Below are 22,769 nucleotides of genomic sequence, written 5' to 3'. Positions count from 1 at the left end.
CACTGGTCATACATGCGGCATGTAGAACCAGTTTGCGTCAGCTGCACTCCCGATTACGACTGCGTGAAGACTGGGAACTTTCCAGGGCTTTCCGCGTGTGGTCTGTGGAAAAACGCGGCAGCAAAGACGCCTCAGCAGTGTTTTTGACCTGAATGTGGCACGTTTTGACGCTGCGGGGATAAGCGGCGCGCATGAAAAAGGGGCGATAGCCGCAACTACCGCCCCAGTCGTCAGGGAGAAAACCGTGCCGGCAGGGATCAACCCTGCGGTTGGGGCACAATGCGCAAGTAGGGCTTCAGTTCCTTCCAGCCTTCCGGATACTTCGCCTTGGCGGCCTCGTTGGAGACAGCGGGAACGATGATCACGTCCTCGCCAGACTTCCAGTTCACCGGTGTGGCAACCTGGTGCTTGGCGGTGAGCTGGAGGCTATCGATGACGCGCAGCACTTCATCGAAGTTGCGGCCGGTCGAAGCCGGGTACTCGATCTTGAGCTTGACCTTCTTGTCCGGCCCAATGACGAAGACCGAACGAACGGTGAGCGTATTGTCGGCATTGGGGTGGATCATGTCGTAAAGGCGCGCCACCTTGCCTTCGGTATCGGCAAGCAGCGGGAAGTTCAGCGCCGCGCCCTGCGTCTGCTCGATGTCACGCGCCCAGCCGCCGTGATCCTCGAGCTTGTCGACCGAAAGGCCGAGAACCTTGACGCCGCGCTTCTCGAATTCCGGCTTGAGCTTGGCGGTGTAGCCGAGCTCTGTGGTGCAGACGGGGGTAAAATTCTTGGGGTGGCTGAACAGCACTGCCCACGAGCCCTCGATATAATCGTGGAAGTGGATTTCTCCTTCTGTGGACTGAAGGGTGAAATCGGGGGCGGTGTCGCCAATCAGGATTGCCATGCTTCTTATTCCTTGTGCGCTGCGAGGACCGGTCTTGTCAGAATATCGTACTGCCTAGCCGCGCTTGAAGAGCCCCTCAATGGAAATTCTTGGCGTCGCGCGGCAGATTGGCGCCATGCTGTTCCCGATGGCGCTGGGGATAAAGAAGCAGGCTCGAGACATGTGGTTTACGCCCAACCGAGCGGGGCAGGAAACCGGAAAGCATTTCGGGCGTTGCTCTTGCATAGTTTCTAGCCTTCAGCCTTTTGACAGTTTGGAGAATGACAGTGAAATCTTCCCTTCTCGCCATTACGACCGCTTTTGCGCTGACGCTGGGCGCCAGCTCCGTCAGCTTCGCCCAGGACACAAACACGGCCACCAATGCCGAGGACTGCCTCGTTCAGCAGGGCGCTGGTGCAACGCCAACCGGTGAATCGCTGACGACCGAAGGTGATACGTCCCAGGGCGACGCCGGCGAAACTGATACGCCGGCTGCCGAAGGCCTTGATGTCGCCACCGGTGACGCTGTTGCGTGCCCCGACATTGAAGGCGGCACCGACGACGACGACGCCAACTAAGGGCGCCAGCCGCATGAGAGGCCCGCTTCGGCGGGCCTTTTTTATTGCACCATGACCGAGCTTGCCGTCGGCTGGCTATTAGGTGCGCCATTGGTCCAGGTGACGTTGAGCCCATTGAGCGGCACAACGGAAAGGCTCATCTTGCCCGAACCCTGCTGGATCTCCCTTGCATGGCCAAGGTAGATCAGTGAATTGTTGGCGGCGTCATAGACGCGGGTAACGCGCAGTGATTTCCAGATCAGCGATCGCCCCTGTTGAAAAATCTCTTCGCCGCCAGCGCTCGTGCGAATGTCGCCAATGGTGACGGGCCCCACAACCGAGCAATCAAGCGCCGAATAGGACGGGTCTTCGAACCAGTTGCCCTGGCTCAGCCGATCGATGAAGGAGCGGTTGAAAAAGGCGAGATGGCAAACGACGCCATCGACTTCCGGATCCGCCACGGCCTCGATGGAGATGTCATTGCCGGTCCAGTCGACCCCGACCTGCCCAACTTCTTCTCTGTTGCCGCAGGCTGCCAGAGCGATGGCGGCAAGGGCGACGGTGGCGACGCGGGCGATGGGGTGCATTGGTGTCCTCCAGTGGTGTCAATGAAATGGTGCGTTCTACGGGCAAGCGCAAGCTACCGCTTCAGCCTTGCATCCATCGAGCGCTCCAGCCCGCGCACCAGCAGCGATAGCGAGATGGTCATGGTGAGATAAAGAAAGGCCACGACATTGTAGGTTTCAAAGAAAAGAAAGCTCGAGGAGGCGGAGAGCTTGCCGAGCTGGGTAATGTCTTGGACGCCCAGTGCCGAAACCAAGGCCGAGTCCTTGACCATGGACACGAAGTCATTGCCGAGCGGGGGCAGGATGGTGCGCAGCGCCTGCGGGAAGACCACAAGGCGAAAGCAGTTCCAGCGCGAAAGGCCGAGCGAGCGCGCCGCCTCGATCTGCCCGCGATCAACGGCTTCGATGCCGGCGCGGAAGATTTCGGCGATAAAGGCTGAATAGCAGATGGTCAGCGCAAAAATGGCGCGCCAAACGAAGTCGAAGCCGCGCACTGTTGCGGGCTCGATCCATCCGGCACCAATCACCAGCGCTGCTAGCCAGTTGAACCCCGCAACCATGGCTGGGGCCGCGACAAAGGCGATGTAGAAGAGAAACACCAGGATCGGCACGCCGCGAATGAGTTCGACGTAAAACGTGGCGGCCTCGCGCAGCACCCGGTGCCCTGATGTGCGCGCCAGGGCGATCAGAAGCCCGAGCAGCGTGGCAAAGAGGAAGGACAACAGCGTCACCCAGAGCGTGGTGACCACGCCACCTGAGAGGGTGTTGAAGATGCTCGAATAGGTGTCGTTGGTTGTGATGGCCCACAGGCCGATCACGAAAAGCAACAGAATTGCGAGGAGCCAGTAGGGCAGGCGGGCAAAGAGCGACGGGTTGCGGTGGGGCCGTGGCATCGATCGGGTTCAGTCCTTGGCCGGCATCGCGGTTCTTGGTCATCCCTCCCCGTCGGGGAGGGATGTGGAAAGCGACTTTACTGCTCGCCGTATTCGAAGAACCAGTAGTTGATGCGCTCGTCGAGCCAACCATCAGCCTTCATCTCAGCCAATGCCGCATCGAACGGTGAGACCAGATCGGAGCCGGGTGTGAGGATGAAGCCGAGCGGGTCGGCCTTGATGGGCTCGCCCACTTGCTTGAAGGCGCCCGGATCAGCGCCGATATAGCCGGCCGAAGCCGCCTGGTCGGCGATCACCGCGTCGACGTCGCCGGCCTTGAGCGCCTGCACCGATGCACCGAACGTATCGAAGGTCTTGATACGCGGATTGGCCTCGTCGCCATCGAGCACATCATAGACAGCCGTGTAGAAGGCCGACGTGCCGGCCTGGGCGCCGAACAGCAGATCGGAGTTTTCGGTGAAGCTTTCGGGTCCGGTAATGCGATCCTCGTCACCACGCACCAGGAAATACTGCTCGACGGTGATGAAGGGCTCGGTGAAGTCCACCTGCTCGGCGCGCTCGGCGCTGATGGTAATGCCGTCGGCGCCGATGTCGAACTGGCCGGAGCGGACGCTTTCGATCATCACGTCCCAGGCTGTGAGATCCCATTCGACCGTAGCGTTGAGCCGCCTGGCCGCCTCATTGATGACGTCATATTCGAGCCCGATGCCCTGACCATCCGGCCCGGCAAAGTTGAGCGGGTAATAGGCGTTTTCGGTCACCGCATGAATCACGCGGCCATCAAGATCGGGCAGCTCCTGCGCTGCAGCGGGCAGGACTGCCAAGAAAAGGGCGGCGGAGAGATGGAGGGTTCTTGATATCATGCTTGGACGTCTCCCAGGTCGGTTCAGGTCAGACTAGACCAAGCCGGTCGGCTTTGGAAATGGCTCAGCTTTCCAGATTAACGCGATCGACGTGACCGAGGTCGCGATCCGGGTCGATGCGATCCCGTACCTTTTGCTTGAGCACCCGGCTGTCCGGAAAGCCGCCATCTCGCTTCCGCTCCCAGATAAGCTCGCCATCGAGATGGATTTCGAAAATACCTCCCGTTCCCGGAGCGAGGATAACTTCGCCCAGCTCGGTGCCGAAGGTCGAGAGCAGTTCCTGCGCCATCCAGGCAGCGCGCAGCATCCAGTTGCACTGCGTACAGTAAGCGATGCGGATGCTGGCTTTGCTCATTCTGTCTCCCCAAGCCAATACCCTAGCGCAAACGAAAGCCGCCCGGAACATGTCCGGGCGGCATAAGTCTAACAGCGCCGAAGCTTACTGGTAGTAGACCACGGTGCGGCTGGAATTGTCGACCAAAGCCGGACGGCCATTGATGTAGACATAGCCATAATAGCTGTCATCCGGCACCGGCGTGATGGTGGCGCCTTCCGGCAGTACATAACCAACGACCACATCGCCCTGGGCCTCGATCGGGTCGATCGGGTTGGCAATTGCGTAATCAGCCGAGCTCTGCGACACGAGGTAGCCCGGGGACTGGACCAGGGCGCGGGTGTTGTTGTCGACGATCCAGACGCGGCCATTGGCGTATATATAGCCATACTGGTCATCGCCCTGGACCGGGTAGACGGTGACGTCCTGCGGGACGACATAGCCGACGGCCACATCACCATCGATGGTCACGGGAGCGACCGGATTGGCGCCGGCATATTCGATGGTGGAAGAGGCAACGCCTGCTTCTGCACCGATCACGGCGCCGGCAAAGCCGCCAACCACGGCGCCGATCGGGCCACCGAGAAGGCCGCCGACCACGGCACCGGTCGTGCCACCGCCGGTTGCGCCGATCGCGGCGCCGGCATCGGCATCAACGGTGCCCTGGGCGAATGCCGGAGCGGCAAGACCGAGAGACAGCGCGGCCACGGAGGCCAGGAGAAGGTTCTTCATCGTCGTATTCCTTTGTTCGGCGGAAGCACTCTCGTGCTGCCCGCTTGCGGAGCGCAGCCTTGCGGCAGCGCCATATCCGCCCCTCGGGATGTACGAACGGGATCACAAGCTATTCGTTCCGGGATGCTAGCAGGGCCGAACCGTCATGGGGATAGTTCGAGGGGAACGTTGGCCTTCTTGGGCCAGCGTTCGAGTGCAACGACAGCGATGCCCGACACGACGATGACGGCGATGCCGAGAAGGGCAAGCCAGTTGGGGACGCTGCCGAAAATCAGCATGCCGGCGAGGAGCGCCCAGACGGTCGCCATGTAGAGGAAGGGGGCAACGGCGCTCATGCTGGCGGCGCGGTAGGCGGCGAGGAGAAGGACGTGGCCGGCGACGAGGAAGGCGCCTGAGCCCAGCGTGAAGAGCACGGTGGGAAGCGACGGCATCGTCAGCCGATCGAAAAGGAGGGCGGCGATGCCGGCGCCAACAGTGGTGATCGCTCCCGCCCCGACCGCGATCACGAGGCCGGGGATCTCGGCCGGGATGCCGCGGCCGATGAGGTCGCGGACGGCCACTGTGGCGGCAGCGGCAAGACCCAGGAGAACATAAGGGGAGAAGTTGGAGCCACCCGGTTGCGCCACCATAAGCGCGCCGATGAAGGCGAGGATAATAAGCGCAATCTGGATCGGGCTGAGCCGTTCCCGGAAGATCACCGCCGCGCCGAGAAGGAGCAAGAGCGGCGAGGTCTGGCCCAGCGCAGTGAGATCGGCCAGCGGCACGAGGGCGAGGCCGACGACCGAGAACATGGCGCAAACCAGTTCGAGCCCGTTGCGGACGCTAACCCGCTTTTCGAACATGCGGCCCGTATGGCGCCCGAAGCCGAGGGCAAACAGCAGCGGCAGGCCCAAAATGGTCGAGCCGAGGCCGCGCATGGCGAGGGCCTGGAACGGCGGCACCTCTTCGGTCGCGAGTTTGAGAAAACTGTCGTTGAGCGTGAACGAGGCGGTGGCGAGGATCATCAAGGCGATCCCCAGGCCGTTGCCTTGGAGGCGGGGCATGGGCGGGAGGTCCGGAAGGAAAGCGGCTCTCCATACCGGGGCGCGCGCAATTACGCCAGACGTGCCGAAGCGCCGGACGGCCCGCGGCCTCCGGTTGGCAAAAGGTAATGGTGCCCCGAGGCGGTGTCCGCCTCGTTTTTGTTTATAGGTGAGACAGAAACCGCCTCGGGGCGCCGGGTTTTCTGGCAGGCAGCGTCTTAGGGGTGGGTTGCTCCAGCCCCGTCCGCGGACCCAGGATCCTTAACGATAAAGACCCCTCCCGACTGTCGCCGGGCGGTTGATCGTTGCAACCCCATCATCACCCGGCTGATGGGTCTCACTGTATGGCAGTTTTGGGCGACGGGGATAAATTGGGCAAGTCAGGGTCCATCGGTGCGCTGTGACTTGGTGAGACGGTCAACCAGGGCAGCGCGCATGCGCAGCATACGGTCGGCCCGTCGCTCCTTTTCGAGCCTTGCCTGGGCATCAGCCCTGGCGGCCGCCTTGCTGCCAGGCCGGGGCGCAAGGCGTGCAACCTTCATGATGCCGACCCGGCCATCCTTCTTGCCTGGCGCCAGGTTCCATTGCGGCTCTTCGGTCGCCGCATTCCATGCCACATGGCGCTGCTCGAAGGCGATCATCGCCGTCAGCGCTTCGGCCAGCTGGCTCGCGAGGCCGTGATAATGAGGCGCCCCGACCGGCAGGGCAGGACGCTGACGCCGCTCGCGAAACACCTCTACCTCGAACAACATGGCCTCGGCCTCCGACCGGAGGTCATCGGGCACAGGCCGGTGAGGGCTGCGCGCAGCCATGCTTTGGAGCTTGCGGGCCAAAACCTGCAGCTTTGGCAGGAGGCTTTCGTGCCGCTCGGCCATGCGGCGGCTGATGGTGGAATAAGGTTTTGCGCGCATGGGCGTCTCCCGGGATCAAACCGGAAAGTGTAGGGGGCGCGATGGGGAGCGGGATAAGCGGCATAGTTTGGCAACGGCGGCGCGGCACCGGCGTTGTTTACCGGTTTTCTTCGGAGATGTTCATGCCCGCCTGGCTCATCAGTCTGCCCGCCCTTGCCGACCTTGCCCTGCTGCTCCTGCGCCTCGTGATCGGACTGATGTTTGCCCTATCGGGCTGGTTCAAGCTCACCGATCCCGAGCGGCGCGAGAAAATGGCGTCCTCGCTCAGCGAAGCCGGTGTGCCCAAGGCGCTGACGCCGGTCTTTTCCGCCGCCGAATTGGGTGGCGGCGTCCTCGTCGTGCTGGGTTTTTTTACGGTCCCCGGCGCAATGGTGCTGCTGGTGATCACACTCGGCGCGCTGGTGACCACTTCCATCCCCAAGGCCGAGGGCGAAGGCGTGCACAAGCTGGAAAATGTGCTCTACGCGCCGGAAACGCTGCTGGCGGCGGGATTGCTGGTGTTGGTGGCGGTGGGGGCCGGGGCGTGGAGTGTGGATCGGGTGCTAGGCTGACAACTCACCCCGCCTCACGGTTTTCATCGCTTCGGTGATTGCCGTGGTCTCGACGCTTACTCGCGTGACTCGACCAATAACGTCGACCACCTTCTCCTTATAATCGGCAAAGCGATAGGTGTTGAACTTTTCGCGGATGGTGGGGTCCTTGGGGGTCTTTTCCTTGTATTGGTCCAGTACCCATTCCACGCCCGAGCGGTTGCCGAGCTTATAGTCCCAGACCTGACTGGGCAGGCCAGTCAGCAGCGTCTCGCTGTCGAGGCGGATCGCGCCATTGTCCTTATCGGCCTTAAGCATGGCTTTAGGCGAGAGTCCCGCGCTACGGGCCTTCTCGTCCGGCGTGTCGATGCGGTTGAGAGGATAAGGCTCGACCGCTTCGTAGCCGATATGAAGGTCGAGCAGTTTTTGGCCCCATTCCACCCATTGGTGGAAATCGGGATAGAAGGGAATGCGCGGAAATTCGCGCTTGAGGTTGATCGCGTATTTTTCGCGATAGATGGGATCGTGCAGCACGGCATAGATATAGGCAAAGATGTCGTCCTTGGTGACACCCTTGCCGTAGCGAGCGATGAACTTATTCTCGCCCCAGCTGGTAATGTTGTCGATGCGCTCGCCGGTGGCGGTGTAGCGGTAGCGTCCTAGCGAGAACGTACCCCCATTCCCCTGTTTCAAGTACCCCAGATCGATAACTTGATCTGTAGCCAGCGTCGCGAGCGCCTTGTCCGAGCTTATGGAATAGAAGTTGATTGCTTGGTTTTCCTGCCTGTTAGCTGAAGGAAACAAGCTTTTCTGCGCATAGAATCGGTGAACTAATAGTGGTGCGAAGTTGACCCATCTGCGGCCGAAGGGGCGATATGCCGCCTCACCGAAAACTGGCGGCCAGATAGACAATGCCACAGAATTGCGAACTGCCTTTTCTAGCTCGCTCGTCCATTTGATCGATTTTTCGAAGTTCCGGAAATCCTTGGGTGCCTTGTGGCCCATGTGGCTTGTGTAAACGTCCAAAAAGTAGGCTGACTTGGATGAGAGATTTTCTCGACTTTGGTCATACGCCCATTCATCACGATTAGTGCCTAATCCCAACGAGAAAAGCTTGAATACGGCCCGTTCGCGCGACGGCCATTTGGTGGCTTTGGTCTCCTTATCCGCCACCGGGATCAAGTCATCCCAATCATTTTCCGCCAGATTGACCCAATTACTCCGCTTGTCCGGCTCGACCCGTTTGAATGACAAGCGCTCGGCGGGGTTGGCTGCCAGGAATGCCAACTTTTCTTCGGCGGTGTCCATTTCTGGCCGCCGGGAATAATAGATGCGCCCACTGCCCTTCTTTCCTTTCCGGACGAAGAAGGAAATCGCCACACCGGTCTGGATGCCGAAGACGTTGTTTTTCGTGCCGGAGAGTTTGGGATTGGCGCGCACGTCCCCGCCTAGGTCGACCACGTAAATCTCGGCAAAATCCTGCGCCACGACCTTGCGGAACCCATCGAAGGTGCGGCTGTCGACAAAGCTGCGATTGGTGACAAAGGCCAAAACGCCTTCATCGCCTAGCCGATCCGAAGCCCAGCGGAAGAAGCGGGCATACATGTCGTAGACCTTGGTCTTCTGCGCCGTCGACTGTGCGATATAAGTCGACTTGATCGCCGCATCGATATGCGGATAGGTCCGGTTTTTGTTGTTGTCGTTCTCGTTCTGCTGGTTGGCATTGTAGGGCGGGTTGCCGATTACCACCGAAATCTTCTTCCGGTTCTGCCGCTTCACGCGCTCGATATTCTCTTCCGACATGCCAGCGAACAGATCATGCTGGTGGCCGCGCTTGATCCCCAGGCCTGAAACATTGTCCAGCGTGTCTACGAAACATAGGCTCGGGAACTCGGCATATTGCCCGGTGATCGCGGCATAGGTGGCTTCGATATTGAGGTTGGCGACGTAATAGGGAAGGATTGCCACTTCGTTGGCGTGCAGCTCTTCCTTGTACTTGTGCGCCAGCTTCTCCGGTTGCCCGCGAAAATGCTCCAGCAGTTCGCAGATAAAGGTGCCGGTGCCCGTGGCTGGATCGAGGATTTCCACGTCGCGATCGATCAGCGCCTTGCCGAAATGTTTTTGGGTCAGCCAGTCGGCGCCCTCGATCATGAATTTGACGATCTCGTTGGGCGTATAGACCACGCCCAGCCGATCGGCGGCCTTCGGATTATAGACCTTGTAAAATCCCTCATAGATGACCTTGAGGAACGCCTGCTTTTCCGAATGACGGGTAATCAGCGCCGCAGTCGACCGGATGGTGGCATAATAGGGTTCGAGCCCGCGGAGCGTTTCCCGCTTGGTCGCGCCGGTGAAGAACTTGCCTTCCAGAGCATAAAGCTGCTTGGCGATATTGTTTTCGCGGTGAAAGTCGTCCTCGTTGAAGACGCGGGTGAAAATCTCCTCAGTGAGAATGTGCTGGATCAGCATTTCCCGCACATCGGCATCGGTCAGCGTCGGATTGATGGTTTCCTTCGCGTGCTCGAGAAACACGACTGCCGCATCCTTGAAACCAGCATTGCTATCATAGGCGTCATTGATCTTGCCGCGCAGGGCCTCCAGTACCGCGGGCAGGTCGGTCTGGAACTGCGCCACGGCGCGCCGGAACTCCGCGATCTCCTGGCGCTCATAGCCAAAGAACAGGTTAAGCAGGCGCAACAGCTCATCACCGTCAGTCATGCGGCAGCGCATGACCGGTTGGCGGTTCTGGATCAGCACGGCCTCGCGGCTGTCCTCGAAGATGATGTTGTCCTGCGGGTAGCCCTTGCGCAGTTTCTTGTCGATCTCGACGTCTAGATCGTCGTCCTCGTCCTTGGCTTCCCAATAGCCAAGCGGCACGCGCAGATCATGCAGGATCGTGCCGTCGGGACGGATGCGGTTTTTCTGGGGAGAAGGGAATTCGTATTGGGCGATGAAGACGAGGTTCTTCTGTCGCGACCAGGCTTTAAGCAGGTCCTTGAAAGCTTCGCTGACCACGCCTTCGGTGTTGGTGCCGGAAAATTTCCTGAGGCGGTCGATCTCGTTGAAGTAGTCGTTGATCAGTTGCCGGCTCATGTGTCCCCCTGTCACAAACTAGCGTGGGCACTAAAGAAAGCAACAATTGTGTCTGACCGAACACCCCCACCTAATCTCCCCCGGAAGGCGGGGGAGGAAACTGGCTGATGGGTGCGGCGGCTGGGTCTGCCACGATGGGGCTCCTCCCCCTTCTTGAGGGGGAGGCTGGGTGGGGGTCTGTTCTTGAAGTGCGGAGCCTTCGGATCACGCCCGAGGGTGACGCGCGGTGGGAAGGCCCCTCACCCGGCGCTGCGCGCCGACCTCTCCCCGAAGGGGCGAGGTGAGAGAGGCATCGTGTGCTGGGCCCAGTCCGGGTGCCCGCTGCCTCTGGCAGCGACCCGGCGACTAAGCTGCCAAGGCGCCACTGGCGCCTCGGCTTGGCGCAAGCGCCAACCGCTTAATCGTCACCCATCTTCAGCGCCTTAATAAACGCCTCCTGCGGGATATTGACGTTCCCATACTGCCGCATCTTGGCCTTGCCCTTTTTCTGCTTGTCCAAGAGCTTTCGTTTACGGGTGGCGTCGCCACCATAGCACTTGGCCGTCACGTCCTTGCGCATGGCGCGGACGGTTTCGCGGGCGATGATCTTGCCGCCGATGGCGGCCTGGATCGGGATGACGAAAAGATGGGGCGGGATCAGCTCCTTGAGCTTTTCGCACATCTGGCGGCCGCGCGATTCTGCCACCGTGCGGTGCACCAGCATGGCGAGGGCATCCACGGGTTCGGCATTGACGAGGACGGTGAGTTTCACCAGATCGCCCACGCGATGGGTATCGAGCTTATAGTCGAAGCTCGCATAGCCCTTGGAAATGGACTTCAGCCGGTCATAGAAATCGAACACGACTTCATTGAGCGGCAGATCGTATTCCACCATGGCGCGCGAGCCGACATAGGAGAGGTTGTTCTGGATGCCGCGGCGATCCTGGCAAAGCTTTAGGATGGCGCCCAGATATTCGTCGGGGGTGAGAATGGTCGCCTTGATCCAGGGCTCGCGAATTTCCTCGATCTTCATCACGTCCGGCAGATCGGCCGGATTGTGGAGGGCAATGGTTTCGCCATCGGTGAGCGCGACCTCGTAGACCACCGAAGGGGCGGTGGCGATGAGATCGAGATCGAACTCGCGGCTCAAGCGCTCCTGGATGATTTCGAGATGCAGCAGGCCTAAAAAGCCGCAGCGGAAGCCAAAACCGAGCGCGGCCGAGGTTTCCATTTCGAAGGAAAAGCTCGCGTCGTTGAGGCGGAGCTTGCCCATGGCGGCGCGCAGCTCGTCGAAATCGGAGGCATCGACCGGAAAGAGGCCGCAGAACACCACCGGCTGCGCCGGGCGGAAGCCGGGCAGGGCTTCGGCGGTGGGTTTGCGGTCATCGGTGATGGTATCGCCGACATTGGTATCGGCGACTTCCTTGATCGATGCGGTAAAGACGCCGAGCTCGCCGGGGGTGAGCGCCTGGACCTCGATGAGCTTTGGCGTCTGCACGGCGACGCGATCGAGCTCGTAGACGGCGCCCGAAGCCATCATGCGGATGCGCTGGCCCTTGCGCATGGTGCCATCGATGATGCGGACGAGAACGACGACGCCCAGATATGTGTCATACCAGCTGTCGACAAGGAGCGCCTTGAGCGGGGCATCCGGATTGCCCTTGGGCGCGGGCAGGCGCGTGACGATGGCTTCGAGCACGCCCTCGATATTGAGGCCGGTCTTGGCGGAGATTTCCACGGCGTCGGAGGCGTCGATGCCGATGACGTCCTCGATCTGCGCCTTGACGCGCGGGATATCGGCGGCGGGTAGATCGACCTTGTTGAGGACGGGGACGATCTCGTGATTGGCATCGAGCGCATGGTAAACATTGGCGAGCGTCTGCGCCTCGACGCCCTGGGAGGCGTCGACCACGAGCAGCGACCCCTCGACAGCGGCCATGGAGCGGCTCACCTCATAGGCGAAGTCGACGTGTCCGGGCGTGTCGATGAGGTTGAGGACGTAGGTTTCCCCATCCTGCGCCTTGTAGTTGAGGCGCACGGTCTGCGCCTTGATGGTGATGCCGCGCTCGCGCTCGATATCCATCGAATCGAGCACCTGCTCCTTCATCTCGCGCGCCTCGAGCCCGCCAGTGGTCTGGATCAGGCGATCGGCGAGGGTCGATTTGCCATGGTCGATATGGGCGACGATGGAGAAATTGCGGATGTGGTCGAGGGGCGTGGTCATGGGCTGCTCCTAGCAGAAGCGCGGTGTGCGAGAAAGATGGTTTCCGTGGGGTTAACGGGCAACAACGCCGTGTTTTGGCGCGTTAAGGGGCATGCGCGTCCTCTGCCTGCCGATCGCCGCCCTCGTTCTTGCCACCGCGCCCGTCGCGGCGCAGGATTTTCTCAAACCCCTGGGCGATTTCGTGGAGCAATTGGCGCCACGCGAACAGCCGAAGCCGGCGCCCCGTGCCACGCCGCGCCCGCCGGAAGTTGCGCCACCGGCCGAAGAGCCACCGCCCTTGCCCCGGCCGCGGCCGGAGGAGGCGGATGCGGTGGAGGAGCCGGAGGAAGCGCCTGAGAAGCCTGAGCTGGAGCCGGAGGTTTCGGAGCCCGAGCCGGAGCGGGTGTATCAGACGGCGTGTCCGGCTTTGCTGAGTGGCGTGGTGGTGGGCGAAATGCTGCCGCCGATCGCCGAGGGCATTTGCGGGGAGCGGTCGCCGCTGTCGGTGACGGCGGTGCGGGTCAATGGGCGCGAGATCGGCCTATCGAGCCCGGTGACCACAAACTGTGAGATGGCCGGCGCCTTTGCCGATTGGGTCGGCGAGGTGGATGGCTATGCCACGGCGCTCGACAATCCCATCGAGACGGTCACGACCGGCACGTCGCTGATGTGCCGCGACCGGGTGGGCGGCGGCGAGGCATTTACGTCGGAACACGGCTTTGCCAACGCACTCGACATTGTCGGCTTTACGCTGGCGGATGGATCGACGGTGACGGTCGAGGGCGACTGGCCCGCAGAGTCACAGTTTGCCGGGCGGCTCTTGCGGCAGGCACATGGCGCGGCCTGCGGCCGGTTCACGACGGTTCTGGGACCAGAGGCCAATGCGGATCACCGCGATCACCTCCACCTTGATCTCGGCTGTCATGGCCAGACCTGCACGGCGCAGATCTGCGAATAGCGTGCCCGACCTCGTGGTTCGACAGGCTGACCATGAGGTCTCACGATCAGTCGCAGCGCGGGTGGTAGGCGGGGAGGTCGGCCCAATCGCGCAGGGGGAGGCGATCGGGCTGCGGGTCCTGCGGCTTGGTGGCGAAAAGTCGAGCGATGATCCGGCTCAGGATAGACATTTTGTGTGTCTCCGGTGCTTCGAGACCGCTACCATGCTCCTGTGACAAAGCCTCAACAATGGACAAGGTCTGCGCTCTATTATAGATAATCTATATGGCCAATCCCTTTCCTATTCCGCTCAATGCCCTGCGCGCGATCGAGATCGTAGCGCGGCGGGGTGCGTTGGCGCCGGCGGCGGAAGAGCTGGGGGTGACGGTTGGTGCGGTCAGCCAGCATCTGCGCCGGGCCGAGGAGCGGCTGGGCGTCGAGCTTTTCGAGCGGACGCCGCTTGGATTGCGGCCGCTTCCGGCTTTGCAGCAGGTGCTGCCGCAACTGACATCCGGGTTTACGGCGTTGGCGGATGGGCTCAAGGCATTGAGCGCGGCCGATGATGGCGTGATCAATGTCACAATGGGCAGCGTCTTCGCCTCGCGCTGGCTGATCTGGCGGGTGCACAAGTTCACGGCGCTCAGCGGCATCGAAGTGCGGCTCACGGTAACCGGCACCATGCTGGACCTGGCCCGAGCCGACATCGACTGCGGCATCCGCTATGGCCATGGCGATTGGTCGGGGGTCGACACGAAGCTGATCGGCGGGCGCGAGTTTCAGCCCGTGGCGGCGCCGGAACTGCTGGAGCGCTTCGAGGAACTGGATCTTGGCAAAATGCCGGTGATTGCCGACAGCACGTCCATGCTCGACTGGCCACTGTGGCTTGCCGCCGCGGGCCTTGCTCCCGAAACGCCGTTGAACGGTCCCGTCTATTCGGATGCTTCGCTGGCATTCGACGCGGCGATTTCCGGGCAGGGCGTGCTGCTGGCGGCCGACATGATGAGCGCCGATGCGGTGAGCGATGGACGCTTGCGCCGGCCCTTTGATCGGCCGGTCGCCGGGCTCAGCGGCTATTTCCTCGCTACGGCGAAAGGCCGGCGCGAAACCAAGAAGCTGCGGGCCTTCAGAGATTGGCTAACCGCGGAAGTTCCGGCCAGCGCCGGCGGCTATGTGGCGCAGCTCAACGCAAGAACGCCGCCGCCCGAAGGCGACGGCAGGGCTTTCTAAGGCGTGAAATCACGCGGCGTCGGCTCCATCCTCGAAGTAGAGGGTGAGATTGGCGCCCTCAATATTGCCGCCGATCAGATCATCGATGGCAAGGCCAGCGTCTTCGACGCCCTCGCGGAGCGTTGGGGTCGCCTCCACCGCGGCGCGCAAGGCGGCAACCTGTTCCTGGCTGAGCGTCTGGACACAGCCTTCAATGCGGACAAGCTGGACGGTGCGCACGCCCGTGACGTCCTCCGGGGCGACTGGCTCGCCGGCACCGAGTGAAGCAAGACCAGCATCGCAGCTGACATCGGCGACAACGAGATCAACGTCGATCAGCGCGGCAGGAAGGGGCGCGTTGAGGGCGCCATTGCCGTTGACCAGCCTGTTGGTGCTGCCGGTGATGCTCGAGGCATTGCCCGTCTCCGTGCCGCCGGTCGTGCCACCGTTGCCTACGCCGGTGTTGCCACCAGTGTTTCCGCCGGTATTGCCGCCGGTATTCCCGCCAGCGTTGCCACCGTTGTTGCCGCCGGTGTTCCCGCCGGTGTTCCCGCCAGTGTTTCCGCCGGTGTTTCCACCAGTGTTGCCGCCAGTATTCCCGCCGGTGTTGCCACCGTTGTTCCCGCCGGTGTTACCACCAGTGTTCCCGCCAGTATCGCCACCGGTGTTTCCACCTGCATCGGTGCCGCCAGTGCCCCCGCCGAGGGTGAGGTCGACATCGGCAACCTGCGTGTCACCGAGCCCGGCATTGACGAAGACCTGCGTGCCGCCATTCTCGGTGGGGCGGATGCCGATCACCGCATCGGAAGAAAGGCCCTGGTCTTCCAGCAGGTTCAGAAGGTCCGCTGTGATCAAGAGATCGTCGCCTTCCTTGCTGTTGAGCACGGCGTCGAGTTCAGCCAGCGACTCATCGCCGAGCAGGGCATCCACGTCGATGATTTCGATTGGACCAGTCTGAGCGCCGCCCGTTCCGGTGCCTGGATTATTACCCAAGATGCGGATGACAGCATCGAGGCGTTGGTCTTCGTCGGGCAGCAGAGCCAGGTCGATCTCAGCCAGTTCATCGTCGCTTAGAAGGTCGATGTCGAGATCGGCAAGGTTCCCGCCCAGCAAACCGCCACCGGCGGGGGTGTCGGCGTCCGAGGCGATATCACCAAGGCCGAGGTCGACAAAGAGCTGGGCATTGCCGTCATCATCATTGCGAACCGCGACCACGGCCTCCGGGGAGAGCCCCTGCTCATCGAGGGCATCAAGCAGGTCGGCGGTCAGCACCAGATCGTCGGTGCCATCGTTGAGCAGCAGATCGACCTCGGCCAGCGAGTCGTCGCCCAGCAGGGCATCGAGGTTGATGATATCGACACGGCCGATCGTGCCGCCGCTTGGAGCGCCACTGTTGTTGCCGAGCAGGCGAACGACGGCATCGAGGCGCTGCTCTTCGTTGGGCAGGAGGGCGAGGTCGATCTCGGCCAGTTCCTCATCGGTCAATAGATCGATGTCGAGATCGGCCAGGTCCGTGTCGATGAGGTTTCCGCCCGACGGGCCCTGGTCGGCAAGATCGATCGCGGCATCGACCACGACGATTTCGGCATCGCCGCCGGTGCCGATATAAAGGGCGACCACATTGTCACGATCGACGCCTTCACGATCAAGAATGCTGCCAAGTTCAACGCTGGCGTCGATGGCGGCGAGCAGTTCCTCGCGCCCGGCGCTGCCCAGGTCGATCAGGGCATCGACTTCGGCGAGGCTGTCTTCGCCGAAAAGCTCGGCCGTGTTGACGATGCTGACGGCGCGATCGTCGATCACCGCATCAAGGTCGATCCCGGCGAGGTTTGGCGAAGCGACGAAGTCGTTGAGGGCATCGAGGCGCCCGGCTTCCGCAAGCGCGGAGATGCGCAGGCCGACCAGTGGCTCGCTGGATCTTGGTGCGGGAGCGGGTGCAGGGTCTGCGGTGCCACCACCGCCATTGCTGCGCGGCGCCCCCACGGCGACGTTGGCTTCAACGGCGTCGTTGAGCAGGTCGGCATCAAGGTCGATCGACCGGTTGTTGCTGCGGCCCACGCCCAGATCGACATCGAGGAGGTTTCCGTTGCCCGGATTGGTGTTCGAACTGCTGCTGGAGCTGGAGGTGCCGACACCGACATTGGCGTCCACGAGGCTGTTGCCGCCCACGGTCGTGCCAGCATCCACCGTCGCGCCACCGGTGCTGACATTGGCACCGGCATCGACCAGGCTGGAGCCGCCGACATTGGCGTCGACGCCGACATTGGTGTCGCCGATGCCCAGATCGACGCCCACGCCAAGGCCGCCGCCGGAGCCGCCGCCGAGATCAACGCCCAGGCTAAGCTGGGCCTGGGCGGCCTGGGGAACTGTGATGAGTGCGGCAGCAAGGGCAACCGCAGAAATTTGGCTTGGTGTGCGCATGGCACATGCCTCCTCTTGGTTTATCCGTGGCTGGCCAACGCAGGGCATTTAGCCGCGGGTCCAACACACGTGCCGCTACGGAAAAGGGGTGGTTAACGCCCATGCACCAATTGCACGCGATGATGCTGTCGCAAGCAGTGGCGTAGGCCGTCGATGTGCATTAGCTTTCCAGAAAAAGGCGGCGTTTATGGACGATGTAGTTATTCTCGGGGCCGGAATCGTTGGCATTGCCACCGGCATTCACCTTTTGCGGCGCGGTCGCAGCGTGACGCTGGTGGACAAGAGCGAGCCCGGCCGGGAAACCAGTTTCGGCAATGCCGGCATCATCCAGCGCGAAGGCGTCCGGCCGCATGCCTTCCCGCGCGATCTCCATACGCTGATGCAGGTAGGCCTTCATCTGTCCACCGCGGCCCGCTACGAACCGCTGGCGCTGCCCAAACTCGCGCCGCCGCTATTGCGCTATTGGTGGGAAAGCTCACCGGAGCATTATCGCCGCGTGGTGGAAAGCTATGCCCCGCTGATCGGGCGCTCCATCATCACCCATTCTGACCTGATCATGGCGGTCGGTCCGGAGGCCGAGGCGCTGATCTCCCGCTATGGCTGGCACCTGGCTTTCCGCAGTCCCGACAAGCTTGCGGGCGAGGAAAAGAAAGCGCGCCAGGATCACGAGCGCTTTGGCATTAGCTACAAAGTGCTCGATTGGGCGGCGCTCAAGGCAGCCGAACCGGGCCTGATCGGTGGGTTGGCGGGCGCCATCCACTGGACCGATCCATGGACGGTGCGCGACCCCGGGGCGCTGGTGGGACTTTATTTCCGGTTGTTCGAGACGCTGGGCGGGACTTTCGTGCGCGGCGCCGCCGATGGGCTCAAGCCCGAAACCGACGGCTGGTCGACGCGGGTGGACGGTCGCGAGCTTCGTGCGAAACAAGCGGTGATTGCGCTGGGGCCCTGGGCGCCGGATGTGCTGGAGCCGCTCGGCTATCGCCTGCCGCTTTTCGTCAAGCGCGGCTACCACATGCATTATTCGGCGCCGGAAGGCGTGGAGCTCAAGCACCTGCTGCTCGATCCGGAAGTGGGCTATGCGATGGCGCCGATGGCACGGGGCATCCGCATCACCACGGGCGCCGAGTTTGCCATGCGCGATGCGGCGCCGACGCCGATCCAGCTCGGCAAGGCGGAAAAGGCGGCGCGGGAACTGTTTCCGCTCGGCGAGCGGCTCGATCCGCAGCCTTGGAAGGGCGCGCGGCCCTGCACGCCCGACATGATGCCGATCATCGGCAAGGCGCCCAAGCACGCTGGCTTGTTTGTGGGGATCGGCCACGCCCATCATGGCTTCACGCTGGGGCCAGCGACGGGGGAATTGCTGGCCCAACAGATGACGGGTGAGGCGACGGCGATCGACATCAAGCCGTTCCGGATGGAGCGGTTTATGGGGCAGTAACAGGCCCGAACGCCGCAGTTCATCCCCTTCTCCCCTTGCGGGAGAAGGGAAGGGGGTGCGTGGGATGGCTTCTGAGTCTCGAAAGCCCATGTTCATCGCCTTCTCCCCTCGCGGGAGAAGGTGCCCGAAGGGCGGATAAGGGGCGGGATAATACCCTCCGCACCGAGTGCGCGGATGACCTGGCACCCCTCATCCGTCTCGCTGCGCGAGCCACCTTCTCCCGCAAGGGGAGAAGGGAAGAGGGTTACCCCTCGATCAGCTTTTTCAGCTTGGCCACGGCCGTCGCGCTGTCCTCGCGATAGGCGATCGTGCCTTCGAACTCGCCCTGGTCATTGAGCAGAAACACCGAGGCCGTGTGGTCCATGGTGTAGTCGCCGCCTTCGAGCGGCACCTTTTCGGCATAAACCGCCCAGGCCTTGGTGGCTTTTTCGATCTCCGCCACATCACCGGTGACGCCGGTGACGTGGTTGGTCCAGGCGACATAGTCGCCGACGACCGCCTCGGTGTCGCGTTCGGGATCGACAGTGATGAAGTAGGCCTTGAGGTCCTTGGCTTCATCGCCGAGCGTCTCGTACCAGGCGGTCATTTCGGCCAGCGAGGTCGGGCAGACTTCGGGGCAATGGGTGAAGCCGAAAAACACCATGGACGGGCTGCCGTTAAGGCTTGCGCGGGTGAAGGGTTCGCCCGCGGCGGTGCGCAGCTGGTAGTCGCCATCGCCGAGGCTCGCCGCCTGGGCGGGCCGCATCATGGTTGTGTAAGCATAAAGCCCGGTGGCGCCGATGGCCGCGACGGCAACCAGGGTCCAAAGAACGATGCGCAGGTTTTTCAGCATCTTAGTGCCCATGCGTCGGAGCATCGGCGGCCGCGCCGCCGATATGAAGATCGAGCGTCACGGTGCCCGCCTTTTCGAAGGTCAGGACGACCGGAACGGTTTCGCCTTCGACGAGCGGGGCGGACAGGCCCATCATCATGAGGTGATAGCCGCCGGGTTCGAGCGTGACGCTGCCGCCGGCGGGAATGACGAGACCATCGGGCAGCTGACGCATCTTCATGACATCGCCTTCCATCGCCATTTCGTGGATCTGGGTGTCCTTGGCGATCTCGGCCGTGGCCGAAATCAGCCGGTCATCCTCGCTGCCGGTATTGACGATGGTGACGAAGCCGCCCGCCACCGGGGCATTGGGCAGGGTGGCGCGGGCGAAGGGGCCATTGAGCTGAAGGTCGCCGAACGTGATGTCATGGGCGAAGGCGGGGGCGGCGAAAGTAAGGGCCAGAACGGCAAGAAGCGTACGGATCATCTGTGATCTCCAGTGTGAAAGGGTCTGAACGAGGGATCAGGCCGAAACTGGAGGCGCTCGCGACTGGCCGACATGGTCGGGGGGAGTCGATTTGAGAAATTGCGCCGTTGCTGAGTAGGAGACCGGAGTGGTGGCGAGCACCGGCGCGAAAACGGGGGCGGGCGGTTCGGCGGCATCCAGCTGGTGCTTGGCAATGCCAAGCGCCGGGCAGGAGAGGGCGGCGGCTTGCCGGGGGTCGCCCTGTTCGTCCTCAGCCAGTTGCGCGCAAACCGACCAGCTGGAAAGCGTCGAGTAGCCCAGCTCCTCAAGATCGCGCTGCTGCGCAGCGGCCTGGTGCAGCGGCAGGAGAAGGGTCAGCACATAGATGGCCAGCACCGCCAAAGCAGTGCCGATTTCGCGCGTCATCCTGCGTGCCGAAAGAGCCATAAGCGAGCCATATCGCGATGGACGGCGCAGCTCAAGCGGCAAGCCGTCGCGGCAGCAGGTGGGCTTGCCTCCAGTTTGGAACGGTTCTAAGTTGCTTTAGAACAGTTCTAAACTACGAGACATCCATGCTCACTCTGTGGCCCGATTCCCGGCGCGACTTTTCCACCCTCTCGGAGCGCGAAATCCTGTCGCTGGCGATTGCCGCGGAAGAAGAGGATGGCCGCATCTATTCTGAATTTGCGACGCGCCTCGGTGATCATTATCCGGGCAGCGCCGCGCTGTTCGAAGCCATGGCGGCGGAGGAAGACGAGCATCGGCGGCGCCTGCTTGATCTTTATGTCGCCCGCTTTGGCCGGCGCCTTGTGCCGATCCGGCGTGAGCATGTGCGCGGATTTCTTATACGCAAGCCAGTGTGGCTGATGCAGTCGCTCAGCCTTGAGCGGGCGCGGCAGGAAGTCTGGGAAATGGAGGAGAGCGCCTGGCGCTTCTACCTCGCGGCCGCGGCGCAGGTGACCGATGCCGGCATTCGCAAACTGCTTGGCGATCTCGCAGCGGCAGAAAAGGGCCATGCGCGCCGGGCCGACCAGATCGACAACACGGTCTTGGGCGAAAAGGGGCGGGAGCAGGAGGGTGCGGAACAGCACCGCCAGTTCCTTCTCACCTATGTGCAGCCGGGCCTGGCCGGGTTGATGGACGGCTCGGTTTCAACGCTTGCGCCCGTCTTTGCTGCAGCCTTTGCTACTGGTGATACGCACCAAACGTTTCTCGTGGGCCTTGCCGCAGCAGTGGGCGCCGGCATTTCCATGGGTTTTACCGAGGCAGCGTCGGACGACGGCAGGCTCACTGGCCGCGGCTCGCCCATCAAGCGCGGTCTGGCCGCGGGCATAATGACGGCAATCGGCGGGCTCGGCCATGCGTTGCCTTACCTCATCGCCGATTTCTGGACCGCCACCGGCGTCGCTGGTGCCGTGGTGCTGCTCGAGCTTTGGGCCATCGCCTATATCCAGAAGCGCTTCATGCAGACCCCGTTCTGGCGCGCGGTGTTGCAGGTGGTGCTCGGTGGCTCGCTGGTCTTTGCCGCCGGCATCCTGATCGGCATGGCTTAGACGGCCACCCTCCGCCGCGTTGGCCCGTGCTTGGTCGCGCGGCGGACCAGCCAGATCAAGGCGGCCCCGACGGCAAAGCTCGCGACAAGGAAGCTCGCGCTTTCCCATGGCCCGCCACCTGCTGGCCCGAACACGACCTCGTTCATGATGCGGCCGGGCATGAAGGTGAACCAGCCCGCGATCTCGAGGGATAAGAGGTAGAGCGCCTGCATCGTATAAAGGTGGGCCCTGATGTTGCGCCGGCGCGCATGGCGCACGCCCAGCCAGAGCGTGAAGAGGGTCACGAGCGACAGGATGTGAATGGGGCTGAAGAGCCCAAAGGTCCGCGCCTCCCAGATAAAGAACGAACTCACCGCCGTCGCGATCATCAGGATGACCCAAAAGCGGCCGAGGCGCCGGTGACCGCTATCGCCCTTGCTTCGGAACAGCACGAAGCCGCCCAAAGCAAAGGCCGCGATGGCGGCATAGGCGTGGATCTGGATGACGGGGGAGGCGGACAGCAGCGGTTCGAGCGACATGGAAGTCTCCTGGGGTGAACTTGTGCTGCCGAGCTTTCCCACTAGAGTGCAGCGGACAACTGCCCTTACGCAAAGCACAAGCCCGCTCCGTGAATTTCACTCCCCTGCATTTGGCGCTTCGTGAAACGCAGGCCCTGGCGCGGCGGCCGCAGGCCTGGATCGTGCTCGGCGCCGTGGGTCTTCTCATGGGAATGGTCGGGCCGTTCGGCACGTTCGAAATGCCGGTCGTGCCGCGCTTGGCCTACTGGATCGCCGTCGTGGTCGGCACGACAGCGCTTTGCCTCGTCGTCGAGCGCAGTGTCGTGCATTGGCTGGACGGCCGCCTGCCGGCGCTTCTGGCCGCGGCATTGGGTGGCGCGCTCGGCGGCATCCCGATTGCCCTCTGTGTTCGCGCTTTCAATTTCCTCGTTTTTGGCAATGAGGGCGATCCGATGAGCGTCTGGGCTCTCCTGGCCTATTCGATCCCCATCGCTGCTTTGGTCACGACGTCAGCGCAGGTTTTGCTGCGCGATGAAAAGCCGGGCGGAGAGGCGGGCGAAAGCCGCGAGCCGGCATTGCTCGACCGGCTGCCGCGTCCGCAACGCGGGCGGCTCCTGCACATCGCTGTTTCCGATCACTATGTCGACGTCACCACCGATCGCGGCACGACCTTGGTGCTGATGCGCCTCTCCGACGCAATTCGCGAAGCCACGCCCGTGGTTGGCTTGCAGGTGCACCGCTCGCACTGGGTCGCGCTCGACGCAGTGCGGCGCAGCCTGCGCCAGGGCAGCAAGCCCATGCTGGAACTGGAAAACGGCACGCTTGTCCCGGTGAGCCGCAGCTATGCAGAGGCCGTGAAGGCGGCAGGATTGTTGTAACGCAT

24 protein-coding genes are annotated in these 22,769 nt (G+C 62.5%); 7 read left to right on the top strand and 17 right to left on the bottom strand.

Annotation, left to right across the window (positions count from 1 at the left end):
* Nucleotides 1–257: 257 nt before the first annotated feature.
* Nucleotides 258–893: a peroxiredoxin gene (locus JI748_RS13870; protein WP_201631805.1), complete on the bottom strand. Its 636-nt coding sequence runs from the start codon at nucleotides 891–893 to the stop codon at nucleotides 258–260.
* 76 nt (nucleotides 894–969) lie between these two features.
* Complete coding sequence (locus JI748_RS17515) at nucleotides 970–1,098, bottom strand: hypothetical protein (RefSeq protein ID WP_267911595.1); 129 nt, start codon at nucleotides 1,096–1,098, stop codon at nucleotides 970–972.
* 61 nt (nucleotides 1,099–1,159) lie between these two features.
* On the opposite strand from JI748_RS17515, the gene JI748_RS13865 reads away from it, so the two are divergent.
* Nucleotides 1,160–1,450 carry a hypothetical protein gene (locus tag JI748_RS13865; RefSeq protein ID WP_201631802.1) on the top strand — a complete coding sequence of 97 codons (291 nt, stop codon included), beginning with the start codon at nucleotides 1,160–1,162 and terminating at the stop codon, nucleotides 1,448–1,450.
* A 41-nt stretch (nucleotides 1,451–1,491) separates the two neighbouring features.
* Here the strand turns inward: JI748_RS13865 and JI748_RS13860 are convergent, their stop codons facing one another.
* From JI748_RS13860 to JI748_RS13830, 7 genes are all read right to left on the bottom strand, one after another.
* Nucleotides 1,492–2,016, bottom strand: a complete 525-nt coding sequence (locus JI748_RS13860) for a CreA family protein (RefSeq protein ID WP_201631799.1) — start codon at nucleotides 2,014–2,016, stop codon at nucleotides 1,492–1,494.
* 53 nt (nucleotides 2,017–2,069) lie between these two features.
* Nucleotides 2,070–2,888: an amino acid ABC transporter permease gene (locus JI748_RS13855; protein ID WP_201631797.1), complete on the bottom strand. Its 819-nt coding sequence runs from the start codon at nucleotides 2,886–2,888 to the stop codon at nucleotides 2,070–2,072.
* Nucleotides 2,889–2,965: 77 nt separating this feature from the next.
* Complete coding sequence (locus JI748_RS13850) at nucleotides 2,966–3,751, bottom strand: substrate-binding periplasmic protein (protein ID WP_201631794.1); 786 nt, start codon at nucleotides 3,749–3,751, stop codon at nucleotides 2,966–2,968.
* Nucleotides 3,752–3,815: 64 nt separating this feature from the next.
* Nucleotides 3,816–4,106, bottom strand: coding sequence for a SelT/SelW/SelH family protein (locus JI748_RS13845; protein WP_201631791.1), 291 nt, complete (start codon nucleotides 4,104–4,106; stop codon nucleotides 3,816–3,818).
* An 84-nt stretch (nucleotides 4,107–4,190) separates the two neighbouring features.
* Nucleotides 4,191–4,817, bottom strand: a complete 627-nt coding sequence (locus tag JI748_RS13840; RefSeq protein WP_201631788.1) for a DUF1236 domain-containing protein — start codon at nucleotides 4,815–4,817, stop codon at nucleotides 4,191–4,193.
* Between the two features lie 143 nt (nucleotides 4,818–4,960).
* Entirely contained in the window at nucleotides 4,961–5,860 is a 900-nt protein-coding gene (locus JI748_RS13835) for a DMT family transporter (RefSeq protein ID WP_201631785.1), read from the bottom strand.
* A gap of 359 nt (nucleotides 5,861–6,219) precedes the next feature.
* A complete protein-coding gene (locus JI748_RS13830) occupies nucleotides 6,220–6,750 on the bottom strand; it encodes a hypothetical protein (protein ID WP_201631783.1) in 531 nt (176 codons plus the stop codon).
* 122 nt (nucleotides 6,751–6,872) lie between these two features.
* Between JI748_RS13830 and JI748_RS13825 the strand changes: the two genes are divergently transcribed.
* On the top strand, nucleotides 6,873–7,301 hold the full coding sequence (locus JI748_RS13825) for a DoxX family membrane protein (protein ID WP_201631780.1): 429 nt from the start codon (nucleotides 6,873–6,875) through the stop codon (nucleotides 7,299–7,301).
* Here JI748_RS13825 and JI748_RS13820 read toward each other — a convergent pair.
* Nucleotides 7,293–10,373, bottom strand: coding sequence for a type ISP restriction/modification enzyme (locus JI748_RS13820; RefSeq protein ID WP_201631777.1), 3,081 nt, complete (start codon nucleotides 10,371–10,373; stop codon nucleotides 7,293–7,295). The genes JI748_RS13825 and JI748_RS13820 overlap by 9 nt on opposite strands.
* 397 nt (nucleotides 10,374–10,770) lie before the next feature.
* Nucleotides 10,771–12,576 (bottom strand): translation elongation factor 4, encoded by a 1,806-nt coding sequence (lepA, locus tag JI748_RS13815; protein WP_201631764.1) that lies wholly within the window; start codon nucleotides 12,574–12,576, stop codon nucleotides 10,771–10,773.
* Nucleotides 12,577–12,667: 91 nt separating this feature from the next.
* Here lepA and JI748_RS13810 point away from each other — a divergent pair, with 91 nt between their 5' ends.
* Nucleotides 12,668–13,513: an extensin-like domain-containing protein gene (locus JI748_RS13810; protein ID WP_201631761.1), complete on the top strand. Its 846-nt coding sequence runs from the start codon at nucleotides 12,668–12,670 to the stop codon at nucleotides 13,511–13,513.
* 46 nt (nucleotides 13,514–13,559) lie between these two features.
* On the opposite strand, the gene JI748_RS17510 is transcribed toward JI748_RS13810, so the two are convergent.
* Nucleotides 13,560–13,682: a hypothetical protein gene (locus JI748_RS17510; RefSeq protein ID WP_267911594.1), complete on the bottom strand. Its 123-nt coding sequence runs from the start codon at nucleotides 13,680–13,682 to the stop codon at nucleotides 13,560–13,562.
* A 94-nt stretch (nucleotides 13,683–13,776) separates the two neighbouring features.
* Here JI748_RS17510 and JI748_RS13805 point away from each other — a divergent pair, with 94 nt between their 5' ends.
* Nucleotides 13,777–14,718, top strand: a complete 942-nt coding sequence (locus JI748_RS13805; RefSeq protein WP_201631758.1) for a LysR substrate-binding domain-containing protein — start codon at nucleotides 13,777–13,779, stop codon at nucleotides 14,716–14,718.
* Nucleotides 14,719–14,727: 9 nt separating this feature from the next.
* On the opposite strand, the gene JI748_RS13800 is transcribed toward JI748_RS13805, so the two are convergent.
* Nucleotides 14,728–17,118, bottom strand: coding sequence for a hypothetical protein (locus JI748_RS13800; RefSeq protein WP_201631755.1), 2,391 nt, complete (start codon nucleotides 17,116–17,118; stop codon nucleotides 14,728–14,730).
* Nucleotides 17,119–17,305: 187 nt separating this feature from the next.
* Between JI748_RS13800 and JI748_RS13795 the strand changes: the two genes are divergently transcribed.
* On the top strand, nucleotides 17,306–18,559 hold the full coding sequence (locus JI748_RS13795) for an NAD(P)/FAD-dependent oxidoreductase (protein WP_201631752.1): 1,254 nt from the start codon (nucleotides 17,306–17,308) through the stop codon (nucleotides 18,557–18,559).
* A gap of 244 nt (nucleotides 18,560–18,803) precedes the next feature.
* Here the strand turns inward: JI748_RS13795 and JI748_RS13790 are convergent, their stop codons facing one another.
* The 3 genes from JI748_RS13790 to JI748_RS13780 are packed head-to-tail and all read right to left on the bottom strand — an operon-like array spanning nucleotide 18,804 to nucleotide 20,262.
* Entirely contained in the window at nucleotides 18,804–19,391 is a 588-nt protein-coding gene (locus JI748_RS13790) for an SCO family protein (RefSeq protein ID WP_233280530.1), read from the bottom strand.
* A 1-nt stretch (nucleotide 19,392) separates the two neighbouring features.
* Entirely contained in the window at nucleotides 19,393–19,857 is a 465-nt protein-coding gene (locus JI748_RS13785; RefSeq protein ID WP_201631749.1) for a copper chaperone PCu(A)C, read from the bottom strand.
* Between the two features lie 36 nt (nucleotides 19,858–19,893).
* Complete coding sequence (locus JI748_RS13780; protein ID WP_201631746.1) at nucleotides 19,894–20,262, bottom strand: hypothetical protein; 369 nt, start codon at nucleotides 20,260–20,262, stop codon at nucleotides 19,894–19,896.
* A 146-nt stretch (nucleotides 20,263–20,408) separates the two neighbouring features.
* Here JI748_RS13780 and mbfA point away from each other — a divergent pair, with 146 nt between their 5' ends.
* The gene (gene mbfA, locus JI748_RS13775) at nucleotides 20,409–21,389 is read left to right on the top strand and encodes an iron exporter MbfA (protein ID WP_201631743.1); all 981 of its coding nucleotides are present in this window, start codon (nucleotides 20,409–20,411) and stop codon (nucleotides 21,387–21,389) included.
* On the opposite strand, the gene JI748_RS13770 is transcribed toward mbfA, so the two are convergent.
* Nucleotides 21,386–21,907 (bottom strand): DUF2306 domain-containing protein, encoded by a 522-nt coding sequence (locus JI748_RS13770; RefSeq protein WP_201631740.1) that lies wholly within the window; start codon nucleotides 21,905–21,907, stop codon nucleotides 21,386–21,388. The genes mbfA and JI748_RS13770 overlap by 4 nt on opposite strands.
* An 89-nt stretch (nucleotides 21,908–21,996) precedes the next feature.
* Here JI748_RS13770 and JI748_RS13765 point away from each other — a divergent pair, with 89 nt between their 5' ends.
* Nucleotides 21,997–22,764 (top strand): LytTR family DNA-binding domain-containing protein, encoded by a 768-nt coding sequence (locus JI748_RS13765; protein ID WP_201631737.1) that lies wholly within the window; start codon nucleotides 21,997–21,999, stop codon nucleotides 22,762–22,764.
* The last annotated feature ends 5 nt before the right edge of the window (nucleotides 22,765–22,769 follow it).

This window comes from Devosia rhizoryzae (assembly GCF_016698665.1).
GTDB lineage: Bacteria > Pseudomonadota > Alphaproteobacteria > Rhizobiales > Devosiaceae > Devosia > Devosia rhizoryzae.
The sequence above is the reverse complement of the archived record's forward strand: the minus strand, read 5'-3'. Positions and strand labels throughout refer to the sequence as shown.